The organism is Pseudomonas sp. CFBP 13727, assembly GCF_014841915.1.
GTDB classification, from domain to species: Bacteria; Pseudomonadota; Gammaproteobacteria; order Pseudomonadales; family Pseudomonadaceae; genus Aquipseudomonas; species Aquipseudomonas baltica.
The window spans coordinates 154,847-169,828 of sequence record NZ_JACYUT010000002.1 but is presented as its reverse complement, the minus strand read 5'-3'; the positions used below and the strand labels follow the sequence as shown (position 1 = coordinate 169,828).

At 63.5% G+C, this 14,982-nt stretch carries 14 protein-coding genes; 2 read left to right on the top strand and 12 right to left on the bottom strand.

Annotation, left to right across the window (positions count from 1 at the left end):
• Positions 1-17: 17 nt before the first annotated feature.
• The 9 genes from mltG to IFT76_RS08190 all read right to left on the bottom strand — a co-directional run bounded on the left by mltG (position 18) and on the right by IFT76_RS08190 (position 7,292).
• Positions 18-1,124 carry an endolytic transglycosylase MltG gene (gene mltG, locus IFT76_RS08230; RefSeq protein ID WP_192057865.1) on the bottom strand — a complete coding sequence of 369 codons (1,107 nt, stop codon included), beginning with the start codon at positions 1,122-1,124 and terminating at the stop codon, positions 18-20.
• A 3-nt stretch (positions 1,125-1,127) separates the two neighbouring features.
• A complete protein-coding gene (gene pabC, locus IFT76_RS08225) occupies positions 1,128-1,943 on the bottom strand; it encodes an aminodeoxychorismate lyase (protein WP_192057864.1) in 816 nt (271 codons plus the stop codon).
• A complete protein-coding gene (gene fabF, locus IFT76_RS08220) occupies positions 1,943-3,187 on the bottom strand; it encodes a beta-ketoacyl-ACP synthase II (protein WP_192057863.1) in 1,245 nt (414 codons plus the stop codon). The genes pabC and fabF overlap by 1 nt, the downstream gene beginning before the upstream one ends.
• A gap of 109 nt (positions 3,188-3,296) precedes the next feature.
• Entirely contained in the window at positions 3,297-3,533 is a 237-nt protein-coding gene (gene acpP, locus IFT76_RS08215) for an acyl carrier protein (RefSeq protein WP_043185221.1), read from the bottom strand.
• Between the two features lie 197 nt (positions 3,534-3,730).
• Positions 3,731-4,471, bottom strand: coding sequence for a 3-oxoacyl-ACP reductase FabG (fabG, locus tag IFT76_RS08210; RefSeq protein WP_122476491.1), 741 nt, complete (start codon positions 4,469-4,471; stop codon positions 3,731-3,733).
• Between the two features lie 15 nt (positions 4,472-4,486).
• Positions 4,487-5,425, bottom strand: coding sequence for an ACP S-malonyltransferase (fabD, locus tag IFT76_RS08205; protein WP_192052824.1), 939 nt, complete (start codon positions 5,423-5,425; stop codon positions 4,487-4,489).
• A gap of 129 nt (positions 5,426-5,554) precedes the next feature.
• On the bottom strand, positions 5,555-6,565 hold the full coding sequence (gene plsX, locus IFT76_RS08200; protein WP_185794285.1) for a phosphate acyltransferase PlsX: 1,011 nt from the start codon (positions 6,563-6,565) through the stop codon (positions 5,555-5,557).
• Positions 6,566-6,568: 3 nt separating this feature from the next.
• Entirely contained in the window at positions 6,569-6,751 is a 183-nt protein-coding gene (gene rpmF, locus IFT76_RS08195; RefSeq protein WP_003179396.1) for a 50S ribosomal protein L32, read from the bottom strand.
• A 13-nt stretch (positions 6,752-6,764) separates the two neighbouring features.
• Complete coding sequence (locus tag IFT76_RS08190; protein WP_122476496.1) at positions 6,765-7,292, bottom strand: YceD family protein; 528 nt, start codon at positions 7,290-7,292, stop codon at positions 6,765-6,767.
• A gap of 94 nt (positions 7,293-7,386) precedes the next feature.
• Here IFT76_RS08190 and IFT76_RS08185 point away from each other — a divergent pair, with 94 nt between their 5' ends.
• Positions 7,387-7,965, top strand: coding sequence for a Maf family protein (locus IFT76_RS08185; RefSeq protein WP_122476498.1), 579 nt, complete (start codon positions 7,387-7,389; stop codon positions 7,963-7,965).
• Between the two features lie 120 nt (positions 7,966-8,085).
• Here IFT76_RS08185 and IFT76_RS08180 read toward each other — a convergent pair whose 3' ends face one another.
• Genes IFT76_RS08180 through rluC form a run of 3 tightly spaced genes read right to left on the bottom strand, consistent with a single transcriptional unit; the run spans position 8,086 to position 10,713 of the window.
• Entirely contained in the window at positions 8,086-9,084 is a 999-nt protein-coding gene (locus IFT76_RS08180) for a S49 family peptidase (protein ID WP_192057862.1), read from the bottom strand.
• Positions 9,085-9,098: 14 nt separating this feature from the next.
• A complete protein-coding gene (locus tag IFT76_RS08175) occupies positions 9,099-9,767 on the bottom strand; it encodes an HAD-IA family hydrolase (RefSeq protein ID WP_192057861.1) in 669 nt (222 codons plus the stop codon).
• Positions 9,757-10,713, bottom strand: coding sequence for a 23S rRNA pseudouridine(955/2504/2580) synthase RluC (gene rluC, locus IFT76_RS08170; protein WP_122476782.1), 957 nt, complete (start codon positions 10,711-10,713; stop codon positions 9,757-9,759). The genes IFT76_RS08175 and rluC overlap by 11 nt, the downstream gene beginning before the upstream one ends.
• Before the next feature lie 734 nt (positions 10,714-11,447).
• On the opposite strand from rluC, the gene rne reads away from it, so the two are divergent.
• Positions 11,448-14,852 carry a ribonuclease E gene (gene rne, locus IFT76_RS08165; protein WP_446731095.1) on the top strand — a complete coding sequence of 1,135 codons (3,405 nt, stop codon included), beginning with the start codon at positions 11,448-11,450 and terminating at the stop codon, positions 14,850-14,852.
• Positions 14,853-14,982 lie beyond the last annotated feature (130 nt).

The window sequence follows — 14,982 nt, the reverse complement described above, 5'->3', positions numbered from 1 at the left end:
AGGGTGTCCTTGCAAAGTCATGGAGCAGGTGCCTCGACGGCGTCCGGCTTCTCTTGTGGCTCGCGCGTACCGGTCTCTGTCGGCGCCGCGGCAGGCGCGGGGCTCGAGCGATAATCGGCGCGGCGTTTGAGTTGGTACTCGCGCACGGCGTTGTTGTGGGCATCCAGATCGTCGGAAAAGACATGGCTGCCGTCGCCGCGCGCGACGAAATACAGGCTGCTGCCGAGGACCGGGTTGAGCGCCGCATGAATCGCCTCGCGGCCCACCATGGCAATGGGCGTGGGCGGCATTCCGGCGATCATGTAGGTGTTGTAGGCCGTCGGCTCGCGCAGGTCGGCGCGGGTCAGCTTGCCGTTGTAGCGCTCGCCCATGCCATAGATGACGGTCGGGTCGGTCTGCAACAACATGCCCGTCTTGAGACGACGTACGAAGACCCCGGCGATCTCGCCGCGCTCCTGGGGCACACCGGTTTCCTTTTCCACCAGCGAGGCCATGATCAGCGCCTGGTAAGGCTCGCTGTAGGGCGCGCTGGCGGCGCGCTCGCTCCATTCGCTGGCCAGCACTTCTTCAAGACGGGCGTAGGCCTGCTGCAGCAGCTCGACATCGCTCATGCCACGCACGTACTTGTAGGTGTCAGGGAAGAATCGACCTTCGGGGAACGCCTTGGGGTGGCCGATGCGCGCCATGACCTCACTGTCGCTGAGCCCGCCCAGGGTCTGCTCGAGCTTGTCCTGACGCGCCAGTGCCGCGCGCACCTGACGGAAATTCCAGCCTTCGACCAGGGTCAGGCTGTACTGCACCACCTCGCCGCGCTGCCAGACGTTGAACAGGTCGTTGACGGTCATGCCGGGCGTCATGCGGTATTCGCCGGTGTGCAGAGGCTGTCCGGCACGGTTGAAGCGCCAGTACAGGCGCAACCAGAATGCATCGCGCAGGGTGCCCGCCGCCTGCATGCGCAGGATCGTGCCGCCGGGGGTTGCGCGGTTGGGCACGTCGAGCAGCTGTTCTTGAGCCACGGCCAGCGGCTGGTTCAAGGCACTGTCGACTTTCCAGGCCGCCACGCCCGTCGCCAGTGCGGCAACAACGATGAGCGTTTCCAGCAACAGCAGAAATTTACGCTTCACAAATCAGGCATCCAATAGCGCGTGGGCAATGCCTTGCAGTTTACGGGTGAGCGGTCCCGGCGACCACCTCAGCGACGTGAAAGCGCGCACCGGCCACACGCCGTAGACACTGTTGCAGACGAATACTTCGTCGGCCCGTGCCAGGTCCGCTGGCCACAGGTCACCCACGGACACCTGCAGACCCAGCGTCGCGGCTTGCTCCAGCAGTTCGGCGCGCATCACTCCGGCCACGCCGCAGCGATGCAGCGCGGGCGTGTGCAACACCCCGTCGACCACCAGGAACAGATTGCTGTAGACCCCTTCGACGAGGCGCCCGGACACGTCCAGCATCAAACCTTCGGCAAAAGCCGGGTCGCTCCATTCGGCGCGGGCCAGTACCTGCTCCAGGCGATTGAGGTGCTTGAGTCCGGCCAGCAAGGGTTGCTCGGCGAGCCGCGTGCTGCACGGGTAGAGTTCCACACCCTGCGCGCGGTGCGTCTGCGGATAGGCAGGGCTGGGAGAACCTTGCAGAATGCGCCGCGCCGCGGCCTGCGGATCAGCGGCATAACCGCGCGCACTGTCACCGCGAGTGACGATCAACTTGAGCACGCCCTGACCCAGTGCCGCCGCATAGCGCACGACCTCGTCGCGCAACACCGCCAGTTCGGCCACGATCGCCAGACGCTGGCAGCCCAGCGCAACGCGCGTCAGGTGACGGTCCAGCAGCACCGCCTGGCCATTGCGTACGGCAATGGTTTCGAACACACCATCACCGTAGGCCAGGCCCCGACTCTTCAGGCCCAGCGCATCGCCTGGCTGCCCGTCGAGCCAGGCCTGCATCAACCGGGAAAGCGCCGGAACACCAGGGAACCGTTGGTTCCACCGAAACCGAACGAGTTGCTCAGCACCACGTCGATCGGCATGCTGCGCGCGGTGTGCGGCACGAAGTCCAGGTCGCAGCCCTCGTCCGGCTCGTCCAGGTTGATGGTCGGCGGCGCCATCTGGCTGTTGATGGCCAGCACACTGAAGATGGCTTCGACGGCACCGGCAGCACCCAGCAGGTGACCGGTCATCGACTTGGTCGAGCTTACCGCCAGCTTGTACGCGTGGTCGCCGAACACGGTCTTGATGGCGCTGACTTCGGCCAGATCGCCCGCCGAGGTCGAGGTGCCATGAGCATTGATGTACTGCACCTGGTCGGGCGTGATGCCGGCATCGCGCAGCGCATTGGTCATGCAGCGTGCCGCACCGGCGCCATCTTCAGGCGGCGAAGTCATGTGGAACGCATCGCCGCTGGTGCCGAAACCGATCAGCTCGGCATAGATGGTCGCACCACGCGCCTGGGCGTGCTCGAGTTCTTCGAGCACCAGCGCGCCTGCGCCATCGGACAGGACGAAACCGTCGCGGCCCCTGTCCCACGGACGGCTGGCCCGGGTCGGCTCGTCATTGCGCGTGGACAAGGCACGCGCCGCGCCGAAGCCGCCCATGCCCAGCCCGCAGGCGGCCATTTCCGCACCGCCGGCGATCATCACGTCAGCCTCGCCATAGACGATGTTGCGCGCGGCCATGCCAATGCAATGGGTGCCGGTGGTGCAGGCGGTGGCGATTGCGTAGTTGGGCCCCTGCGCACCGAGGTGAATCGACAGGAAACCGGAAATCATGTTGATGATGGAGCCAGGCACGAAGAACGGCGATATCCGCCGTGGCCCGCTGTCGTGCAGGATGCGGCAGGTTTCTTCGATATTGGTCAGGCCACCGATGCCCGAGCCCATGGCCACGCCGATACGCTCGCGATTGGCGTCGGTGACTTCAAGGCCCGCGTTGCGTACTGCCTGGAAACCCGCGGCCAAGCCATACTGAATGAACAAGTCGAGCTTGCGTGCCTCCTTGACCGAGAGGTATTGCTCGACATCGAACCCCTTCACCGAGCCGCCGAAACGGGTCGAATAGGCCGACAGATCCGTATGTTCGATGGGACCTATGCCACTGCGGCCGGCCAGGATGCCCTGCCAGCTGCTCGGCACGTCGGTGCCCAGCGGTGACAGCATGCCCATACCTGTGACCACGACGCGTCTACGCGACACAGCACTCTCCTTATTCTGGAAACATCACCGCGCGGCCGTCTAAAGAAAAAACCGCACGCCAACGAAGGCAGTGCGGTTTTCCATGACAAGCAACGGCGATTACAAAACGTTACGCCTGGTGGGCGGTGACGTAATCGATGGCAGCTTGAACAGTGGTGATTTTCTCGGCTTCTTCGTCAGGAATCTCGGTTTCGAATTCCTCTTCCAGAGCCATCACCAGCTCAACGGTGTCCAGGGAATCGGCACCCAGATCTTCAACGAAGGAAGAAGTGTTGTTGACCTCCTCCGCTTTGACGCCCAGTTGCTCGGCGACGATCTTCTTGACGCGTTCTTCGATGGTGCTCATACCTTGTTTTCACTCCTAATGGACATATGTCAGGCGGCTGGCCGGTACGTAAGTTTATAGAAGAAGCTCGGCTTTTCAAACTGAAAGCGTCACTGCGACCCCACGTAAGCCTGCCACCTAGAATTCGGATGCAGCTTTATAACGGATTTTGGATGCCGGGTAAGACATTTTTTTGAAGCAATCCGTCACATTTTCATTTACATGTACATGCCGCCGTTCACCGGGATTGTAGCCCCTGTGACGTAGGCTGCACCGTCGGAAGCCAGAAAACCGACCACTTTGGCGATTTCGTCGGCCTGACCCAGGCGACCCAGCGGAATCTGGCCCTGCAGCGCTTCGCGCTGTGCTTCGGGCAGTTCGCGGGTCATGTCGGTGTCGATGAAACCGGGCGCCACCGAGTTCACGGTGATTGCGCGCGAGCCGACTTCACGTGCCAGGGCACGACTGAAACCCTCGAGACCGGCCTTGGCCGCGGCGTAGTTTACTTGGCCGACGTTGCCCATTGCACCTACAACCGAACCAATGCTGATGATCCGGCCCCATCGCGCTTTGGTCATGCCACGCAATACGGCCTTGGACAGGCGGAACAGGCTGTTGAGGTTGGTATCGACCACATCGTGCCATTCGTCGTCTTTCATGCGCAGCATCAGGTTGTCGCGGGTGATGCCGGCGTTGTTGACCAGAATCGCCGGGGCGCCGAACTGCTCCTGGATCTTGGCCAGGGTGGCAGCCACCGACTCGTCACTGCACACGTTCAGCTCCAGGCCGGTGCCTTCGATGCCGTGCTCCTTGAGCGTGGCAGCAATGCGTGCGGCGCCGCTTTCGGAGGTAGCAGTGCCGATGACGGTGGCGCCCATGCGACCCAGTTCCAGGGCAATCGCCTGGCCAATGCCACGGCTTGCGCCAGTGACCAGTGCAACTTTACCTTGCAGGCTCATGCAAGTTCTCCTTGATCAGGCTTGCGCCGCGCGGGTGGCGGCGAAGGCTTCGGGGGTGTTCAGGTTGTCGGTGCTCACGCCCTCGGCGCAGCGCTTGTTGAGGCCGGCCAGGACCTTGCCCGGCCCGCACTCGACCAGACGCGGCGCACCTTGGGCAGCCAGGTACTGCACGGTTTCAACCCAACGTACTGGCTTGTACAACTGCTCGAGCAGGTCGCGCTTGAGGGTGTCGAGATCGGCCGGCACGGCGGCGCTGACATTCTGCACGACCGGAATTTGCGGCGACTGCCAGTCGATGGCATTGACCGACTCGGCGAAACGCTCGGCAGCCGGTTTCATCAAGGCACAGTGCGACGGCACGCTGACCGGCAACGGCATGGCGCGCTTGGCGCCCTTGGCCTTGCACAGTTCGATGGCACGGGCAACGGCTTGCGCCGAACCGGCAATCACCACCTGGCCCGGAGAGTTGAAATTGACCGCGCTGACCACGTCGCCCTGGGCCGCTTCGGCGCAGGCTGCCAGCACATCGGCGTCTTCCAGGCCAAGAATGGCCGCCATGGCCCCCTGCCCGGCGGGAACCGCTTCCTGCATCAACTGGCCGCGACGCTCCACCAGCTTGACCGCATCGGCCAGGGACAGGCAGCCTGCGGCCACCAGCGCACTGTATTCGCCCAGGCTGTGGCCGGCGACATAGGCCGGACGCTCGCCGCCCTCGGCCAACCACAGGCGCCAAAGCGCGATGGAAGCGGCAAGAATGGCGGGTTGCGTCTTGTCGGTCTGGTTGAGGCTTTCGACCGGGCCCTGTTGAACCAGCGCCCAGAGGTCATAGCCCAAGGCGTCGGACGCCTCCTTGAAGGTGTCCATGACCAAGGGGTACTGCGCACCCAGCTCGGCCAGCATGCCGAGCGACTGGGAGCCTTGCCCCGGGAAAACGAATGCGAGGGATGCAGACATTGAACAAGCCCTTGTATGATCTTGTTGCCGGAAAATTCGACGCCGGAAGCGTGTCCGGCGCACTGAACTGACAGTTGGATAACGTACACCTGCCAGTGGTCACATTTAAGCACCTCTGGCCGCGCACGCCTAAAGCAGCCTCTGCGCCAGCTGCCCATGCAGGCGTCGCGGCAGGTTTTCGCGAATCTCGTCGCGCGCCCGATCTATCGCACACTGCAGCCCTTCCACGCCAGCGGCGCCATGGCTCTTGACCACGATGCCCTGCAGGCCGAGCAGACTTGCGCCGTTGTAGCGCGCAGGGGCCAGGTCGGCCTGCAGTCGCTTGAGCAACGGCAGAGCCAGCACGCCCGCGGCGCGCGCCATCAGGCTGCTGCGAAACAGCGCCTGCACGCGCTCGGCGAACATGCCGGCCAGGCCTTCGTTGGATTTGAGCAGGATATTGCCGACGAAGCCGTCGCACACCACCACATCGGCCTCGCCTCGAAACACGCCGTCGCCTTCGATGTAGCCGGTATAGTTCAGGCCCTGCGCCTTGCGCAACAGGCTGGCGGCAAGCTTGACCTGCTGGTTGCCCTTGATGTCCTCGGTGCCCACGTTGAGCAGCGCAACCCGCGGCCGCTCGACGCCCAGTGCCTGGGCCGCGACCGAGCCCATCACGGCGAACTGATACAGGTGCTCGGCACTGCAGTCGACATTGGCGCCCAGGTCCAGCAGCTGGCAGTACCCTCCCCGTGTCGGGATGGCGGCCATCATGGCCGGGCGGTCGATGCCCGGCAGGGTCTTCAGCAAGTGCCTGGACAAGGCCATCAGGGCCCCGGTGTTGCCGGCGCTGACCACCGCCTGGACCTGCTCGTCGCGCAGCAGCTCGAGCGCCACACGCATCGACGAATCCGGCTTGCCGCGCAACGCCTGGGACGGGCGCTCGTCCATGCCGACCACTTCACCGGCGGCAGCGATGTGCAGGCGTGAGCGATCCATTGCCGGCTGGCTGGCAATCAGTTCTTCGAGGAGTTGAGGGTGACCGACGAGGGTCAGGTGCAGCGAGGGCGTAGCTGACAGGCAGGCAAGGCTGGCCTGAACAATGCTGCGGGGACCGAAGTCCCCGCCCATTGCATCAATCGCGATGGACTGAGCGGACAAGATTTACTCGTCAGCGCCCTTGTCGATCACTTTACGGCCACGGTATACGCCTTCTGGCGATACGTGGTGACGCAGGTGCACTTCACCGGTGGTCTTTTCGACCGACAGGGTGCTTGCCTCGAGTGCGTCGTGCGAACGGCGCATGTCACGGGCAGAGCGGGATTTTTTGTTCTGCTGAACAGCCATAATTGATTAACTCCTAAACGTTTGGGTCACGCTTTAACTGCGCCAATACACTGAACGGGTTGGACCGCGTTACCTCGTCCTCGCTCGGATCGGGATCATCTGCTCCCGCCGGCTGCTGGCATTCTTCCGGATGATGAGCAGGCACGATAGGCAAGGCGAGCAACAGCTCCTCCTCGACCAGCGCCTGCAGATCCAATGGATCTTCGCCCAGTTCCAGCACGTCATAACCTTTCGGTAACGACTGGGTGTTCGCACCCTCCTTCACCACGGCATAACTGCATTCGCTGTGGATCGGCAGGGTTACCAGCTCAAGACAACGCTGGCAAACCATCTTGACCTCGACGTCCAGGCAGCTGTGGATGACCACGGCCTTGCGTTCGTCTCGCTCGAAAATGAATTTGGCCTGCACCGTACCGACGGTGTCGGAAAGCGGGTCGCAGAGTCTCTCCAAATCGGCCAAGAGCAGCGAACCTTCTAGGGTTACGCCACGATCTGCCAATTTGCGCGGGTCAACGTGAGGTGGAATCGGGTCATTCAACATAGGCGCAGCATTCTAGGGACGACCCCCTCACCTGTCAAAGGAAATTCAGGCCCAAGTGCATGATAGAGTGGCCGTTCATCCACAGGAGCCTGCCATGCCCGCTTTGCTACTCGCTTCCAGCTCCCCCTACCGCCGCGAACTGCTGGCGCGGCTGCGCCTGCCGTTCACCTGCGCATCGCCCGACATCGACGAAAGTCACCTGCCAGACGAGCCGGCCTGCGCCCTGGTCAAACGCCTCGCCGAGCAGAAAGCCCGGGCGCTGGCCGCGCTGCATCCCGGGCATTTGATCATTGGTTCGGACCAGGTTGCGGTGCTCGCAGACAGGGTTCTGGGCAAGCCTGGCGGCTTCGCACAGGCGCGCGAGCAATTGCTGGCGGCCAGCGGCCGGTCCGTCACGTTTCTGACCGGGCTGGCGCTATTGAATGTCGTAAGCGGCGAGTGCCAGGTCGATGTGGTGCCGTTCACGGTGCACATGCGCCCGCTATCGGCCGCTGCCATCGAACGCTATCTGTTGGCAGAGCAGCCTTATGACTGCGCCGGCAGCTTCAAGGCCGAAGGGCTGGGTGTGACCCTGTTCCAGAGCACCGAAGGTGCGGACGCCACCAGCCTGGTGGGCCTGCCGCTGATTCGCCTGGTGGACATGCTGCTTGCAGAGGGTGTGCAACTGCCTTGAGCCTTGCGGGGGTGATTACTGCCGCTTTCGCGGGCAGAGCCCGCTCCCACAAGCGCAGGAGCGGCCTTCTGTGGGAGCGGGCTCTGCCCGCGAAAAGGCCATCGACAGCGCTGCAACGACTCAGCGCAGGCTCGGCCCCTGGAATCCCATCCACATCGCGATCTGATCGGCAACGCTGGCACCGAACTTTTTCGAGAAGCGGTCGAGCGGCGATTCCTTCACGGTGAAGTCGACCATGTCCTTGGCGCCGATCACGTCGCGGGCAACCATGCTGCTACTGCCCAGCGCGTCGACCAGACCCAGTTGCAGTGCCTGCTCGCCCGACCAGATCAGCCCGGAAAACAATTCGGGATGCTCTTTGTCTTTGAGTCGGTCACCACGGCCGGCCTTGACGCTGTCGATGAACTGCCGGTGGGTGGTCGCCAGCACGCCCTTCCAGAACTCGGTCTCATCGGCACGCTGCGGCTGGAACGGATCCAGGAATGCCTTGTGCTCGCCCGAGGTATAGGCACGGCGCTCGACGCCCAGCTTTTCCATGGTGCCGACGAAGCCGTAGCCGGCCGCCGTCACGCCAATGGAACCGACCAGGCTGGACTTGTCGGCGTAGATCTGATCCGCGGCGCTGGCGATGTAATACGCGCCGGACGCGCCCAGGTCGGCAATGACCGCGTAAACCTTGATGTCCGGGTGCTCACCGCGCAAGCGACGGATCTCGTCGAAGACGTAGCCGGACTGCACCGGACTGCCGCCAGGGCTGTTGATGCGCAAGATCACGCCCTTGACCTTGGTGTCTTCGAATGCACTGCGCAGGCTGCCGACGATATTGTCCGCGCTCGCGGCTTCCTTGTCGGCAATCACACCGCGCACGTCGATCACCGCGGTATAGCCGGACGCACTGCTGCTCGTGGCCTTTTCCATATCCAGCAGCGGCGAGAAGAGAAAGATCGCGCCGAACAGATAGATGAACGTCAGCAGCTTGAAGAAAATGCCCCAGCGGCGAGCGCGGCGCTGTTCCTGCACACTGGCCAGCAGGGTTTTTTCGAGCAGTCGCCAGCTTTTTTCGTCGCCTACAGGCGCGCTGTCTTCTTCACTGCGTGGAGCTTTCCATTGATCAGACATTCTCTACCCCTTGGTCAGGCTGATACGCGACGACTGTCGAGCCACGCGGGCAATTGATCGAACGATTCGATGCACAGCTGCGGCTCGTATTGCCGCAGCACATGCAGCGGCAGGGCGCCGTAACCGACGGCCACGCTGTGCATACCGGCATTGCGCGCCATCAATAGATCGAACGAGGCATCGCCGACCATCAACGAGCGCTCAGGCCCTGCCCCGCAATGGCTCATGATCTGCTCAAGCATCAGAGGATGGGGCTTGCCACGGGTTTCATCGGCAGCACGGGTGATGTCGAAAAAGTCTTCCCAGCCGTGCGCCTTGAGCACGCGATCCAGCCCACGGCGCGCCTTGCCGGTTGCCACGGCAAGGCGATAGCCCTGCTCGCGAAACCCGAGCAAGGCTTCGCGTACACCGGGAAACAGCGCAGACGGCGTGGCGTCCAGGGCCATGTAGGCATCGGCGTAATGCGCGCGCATGGCCAACACCTGCGCCTCGTCGAGCTGGGGATACAGCACGCCGATGGCTTCGGACAGGGCCAGGCCGATGATGCCCTTGACCGCTTCGTCACTGCACGGCGGGTAGCCGGACAGTGCTGCGGCGGCGTGCATGGCCTCGACGATCCGGCCAATGGAGTCGCACAGGGTGCCGTCCCAATCGAAGATCAACAGCGAGTAATCAGCTTGCACTCAGGCGCTCCACGGTCCGGGCCCAGACTTCGTCGACCGGCGCCTCGACTTTCAACTCACCGCCATCTGGCAGCGGCACCGTCAAGGCATAGGCGTGCAGGAACAGACGCTTGCCACCCAGCTCGCGAATCTCTTTGGAGAAGTTTTCGTCGCCGTACTTGGTGTCGCCGGCAATCTCGTGCCCGGCATGCAGGGCGTGTACGCGGATCTGATGGGTGCGCCCGGTGATCGGGCGCGCCTCGACGATGGTCGCGAAGTCGCCGAAGCGGCGCAGCACCTTGAACAGGGTCAGCGCTTCCTTGCCTTCTTCGTTGATCTCGACCATGCGCTCGCCCGAACGCAGGTTGCTCTTGAGCAGGGGCGCATTGACCTGCTTCTTGGCGGTCGCCCAATGCCCGCGCACCAACGCCATGTAGCGCTTGTCGACACCGTCGCCACGCAGCGCCGCGTGCAGGTGGCGCAGCATGGAGCGTTTCTTGGCGATCATCAGCAGCCCGGACGTGTCGCGATCCAGGCGATGCACCAGTTCGAGCTCCTTGGTGTCAGGGCGCAACTGGCGAAACGCTTCGATCACGCCGAAGCTCAGGCCGCTGCCGCCATGCACGGCAATGCCTGCCGGCTTGTTCAGCACGATCAAGGCCTTGTCTTCGTAGACAATGGCATCTTCGAGCCGCTGCAGCAGCCCTTGCGCAACCGGCACGGGCGCGTCGCGCTCGGGCAGGCGCACCGGCGGCACGCGTACGATGTCGCCGGCCTGCAGCTTGTATTCCGGCTTGATGCGCCCCTTGTTCACCCGCACTTCGCCCTTGCGCAGGATGCGATAGATCAAGGTTTTCGGAACGCCCTTGAGCGCCGTGATGAGAAAGTTGTCTATGCGTTGGCCGGCAAGTTCCGGCGCAACCTCGATCAGCTGAACGCCGGAGGTTGGGGGAGTAGTAGTCGTCATGGCCGCGATCATAACAATTTTTTATGGATTTGAAGCACTTAATGATTGCTGCTATAGTCGCGAACGCCGCCATAAGCGGCTGGGCAGCGGACAAGCGGTTATGAACCGGCCCTGACCAACGCAATTCTCGAGGACGCGAGGCCGTCCTACGGGGCTTTTACCAGTTACGGAGTGTTTGAGGGCAACGCCGCGCAGGTGCGAGAAAACCGATGAAAGCCCAGGAACCCCGGCATACCGGACACCTTCCTGCCTTTTGTTCGACGCCACTTACGCTTTGCAGTCGTCCTTACCCAGTTCAGGTACAAGCTTCGGAAACCCAATGCCTTAGTCATACAGGGCGAACTTTACGAATTGAAGTTCGCGATATTGCCAACCCGTTGCGGATTCAGCGCGCGGCAGCACCCGAATTATCAGGGATACGTGTAGGGTGGAGATGCACAACCGTCGGACCGTGTAGTACCGCGTCACGGCAGGAAGCAGCCTCAGGCACTTCTGCCATGCCGGTCTTGAACAAGACGCTCAAGGGCGTCCACGCCAGACGATTGATTCCTCCTCCTGACTGAGTGCTTTTGACACCACAGCAAGCAGGACGCGTCGTCGCGGTTCCGCCCCTGTTGGGCAGAAATCGCTGGACACTGCAGTGGCCTAGGCCCTGTTGACGCACCTGACACCGACCGTGAGAAGTCGTGTGTGCCGAACGCCGTTTCCGGCAGCCCGGAAACCGACGGTACTACATGAAAAGAATGCTGATCAACGCAACTCAACCCGAAGAGTTGCGTGTTGCCCTTGTAGACGGCCAGCGCCTCTACGACCTGGACATCGAGTCAGGCGCCCGCGAGCAGAAGAAGGCCAACATCTATAAAGGCCGCATCACTCGCATCGAACCCAGCCTTGAAGCCGCCTTCGTCGACTTCGGCTCGGAACGCCACGGCTTCCTGCCCCTCAAGGAAATCTCCCGCGAGTACTTCAAGAAAAACCCCGAAGGCCGCGTCAACATCAAGGAAGTCCTGAGCGAAGGCCAGGAAGTCATCGTCCAGGTCGAGAAGGAAGAGCGCGGCAACAAGGGCGCTGCCCTGACCACGTTCATCAGCCTTGCCGGTCGCTACCTGGTACTGATGCCCAACAATCCGCGCGCCGGTGGCATTTCCCGTCGCATCGAGGGTGAAGAGCGCAACGAACTGCGCGAAGCACTCAATGGCCTGGTCGCTCCTGCCGACATGGGCCTGATCGTTCGCACGGCCGGCCTTGGCCGCAGCAGCGAAGAAATGCAGTGGGACCTGGACTACCTGCTGCAGCTGTGGACCGCGATCAAGGAAGCCTCGCTGGACCGCTCCGCACCTTTCCTGATCTACCAGGAAAGCAACGTCATCATCCGCGCGATCCGCGACTACCTGCGCCAGGACATCGGCGAAGTGCTGATCGACAGCGTCGAAGCCCAGGACGAAGCCCTGACCTTCATCCGCCAGGTGATGCCGCAGTACGCCAGCAAGATCAAGCTGTACGAAGACAGCGTGCCGCTGTTCAACCGTTTCCAGATCGAGAGCCAGATCGAAACCGCTTTCCAGCGTGTGGTCGAGTTGCCTTCCGGCGGCTCGATCGTCATCGATCCTACCGAGGCACTGGTGTCCATCGACATCAACTCGGCGCGCGCCACCAAAGGCAGCGACATCGAAGAAACCGCCCTGCAGACCAACCTCGAAGCCGCTGAAGAGATCGCTCGCCAGTTGCGCCTGCGCGACATCGGCGGCCTGATCGTCATCGACTTCATCGACATGACGCCGGCCAAGAACCAGCGCGCCGTGGAAGACAAGGTCCGCGAGTCGCTGGAAGCCGACCGCGCTCGTGTACAAGTGGGCCGCATTTCCCGCTTCGGCCTGCTGGAAATGTCCCGTCAGCGCCTGCGTCCCTCGCTGGGCGAGAGCAGCGGCATCGTCTGCCCGCGCTGCAGCGGCACCGGCATCATTCGCGACGTCGAATCGCTGTCGCTGGCCATCCTGCGCCTGATCGAAGAAGAAGCCCTGAAGGACCGCACTGCCGAAGTCCGCGCCCAGGTGCCGATTCCGGTTGCAGCGTTCCTGCTCAACGAAAAACGCAACTCCATCACCAAGATCGAACTGCGCACTCGTGCGCGCATCGTGATCCTGCCGAACGATCACCTGGAAACGCCGCACTTCGAAGTTCAGCGTCTGCGTGACGACAGCCCGGAAGCGCAGAACAGCCAATCCAGCTACGAAATCGCCGCTGCCGAAGTGGAAGAAGTGCTGCCGGTTGCCGCCACGCGCACCCTGGTCCGCCAGGAAGCCGCAGTGAAAACCGCGCCGACCCGCGCCGCCGCGCCGGTCGTAGCCGAAGAAGCTGCCCCCGTGGCTGCGGCAGCGCCTGCCCCCACTCCTGCTCCGCAGATCGCTGAACCCAGCCTGTTCAAGGGCTTGGTCAAGTCGCTGGTAAGCCTCTTCGCCACCAAGGAAGCGCCTGCTGCACCTGTGGTCGTCGAGAAACCCGCTGCCACCACCACCGAGCGCCCGGCGCGCGAAGAGCGTCGCAACGGTCGCCAGCAGAGCCGCAACCGCAGCAGCGGTCGCCGCGACGAAGAACGCAAGCCACGCGAGGATCGCGCACCGCGTGAAGATCGCGCTGCCCGTGAAGACGCACCTGCCGCCCGTGAAGAGCGCCCTGCCCGCGCACCGCGTGAGGAACGCCAGCCGCGCGCACCACGTGAAGACCGTCGCCCACGCAATGGTGGCGACGACGCTCCACGCGTCCGTGAACTGCGTGAGCCGCTGGACGCTCCAGCCGCACGCGAAGAACGCCCGGCCCGCGAAGAGCGCGCGCCACGTGAAGAACGTGTCGTCCGCGAGGAACGTGCTCCGCGCGAAGAACGTGCGCCCCGCGAAGAGCGTCCGGCCCGCGAAGAACGTGCACCGCGCGAAGAGCGTCCGGCCCGTGAAGAACGCCAGCCCCGCGCTGCGCGCGAGGAGCGTGTCGATCATCCGGAAAACCCGGCGGAGACCGAAGTCGACAATGCCGAAGAGGCACTGACCAACGAGGAACTGCTGCAGGACGACAACCAGGACAGCAACGACGGCGATCGTCCGCGTCGCCGCTCCCGTGGTCAGCGTCGTCGCAGCAACCGCCGCGAACGTCAACGCGATGCCAACGGCGACGTGATCGAGGGCTCGGAAGAGTCGAACGAATCGACCATCGAAGGCGAGTCGAACGGTGCAGCCCTGGCCGCCGGCGTTGCCGTCACCGCAGCGGTTGCGGAAAGCGCCATCAGTGCTTCCGCCGAAGCCCAGGCCCACGAGCAGGCCGAACAGGCCAATCGCAGCGTGCAGCCTGCCACCGTCGAAGACACCGCCGTCGAAAGCGAAACCCTGGCTGCACCGGAGATCGTCGCCACCGCGCCGACCGCCGAAGCGGCTGTTGAAGTGCCGGTAGACACTGCAGCAATTGCTCCGGCCCAGGCCCACAGCGAGCCCGAAGTCGAACGGCCCGCCACGGTCTCGGCGCCCGACAGCTGGGCTGCGCCTGCCAACGAAAGCGCCGCACCGGTGGTCGAGCAGCAGCCCGTCACCGAAGCAGCCAAGCCTGCCGAGGCCGTCGAAGCCGTCGAGCCTGCGCAGGAGCACGTCGCCGAGCCGGTGGAACTGACGCCTCCGTTCGACGCCACGCCAACGCCGATCAGCCAACCTGGCGCCGACGTCGAAGTGGACGCACCGGTGGTGGTCGATCCGGCACAGGTCAGCGAGCCGACGCCTCAGCCTCGCGCTGCCGAGCTTGCCGCAGACGCACCGTGGTTGCCTGCCGAGCCTGCCTTGCACCACATCAGCGAACCGGCTGGCGCGGAACCAGTAGCCGCCGAGCCTGTAGTGGTCGAACCGGCTGCCGCCCTGCCGGTCGTCGAGCCGGTGCAGGCAAGCGAGCCTGCAGCGTTCGTGGAGCCCGAGCCTGCTCAGGAAGTCGAACCGGCGCCGGCCCTGCCAAGCAATGGTCGTGCACCCAACGACCCACGTGAAGTGCGTCGTCGCAAGCGCGAAGCCGAGGAAGCAGCGAAAGTCGCTGCCTCGAAGCCCGACACTGAGGTATCCAGCGCCGCTGTCGCGCAAGATACCCAGGACGAGCCCAAGCCACTGGTGTAATCAGCCCGTGTGAATCAGCCCCCGTCGCGCAAGCGCCGGGGGCTTTTTCTTGCCGTTGGTGCAGGAATTCGGCCTGATTCGAACCTTAATGCATTTTAAGCGTTGACAGCCTTTCAACTATCTGTAGAAT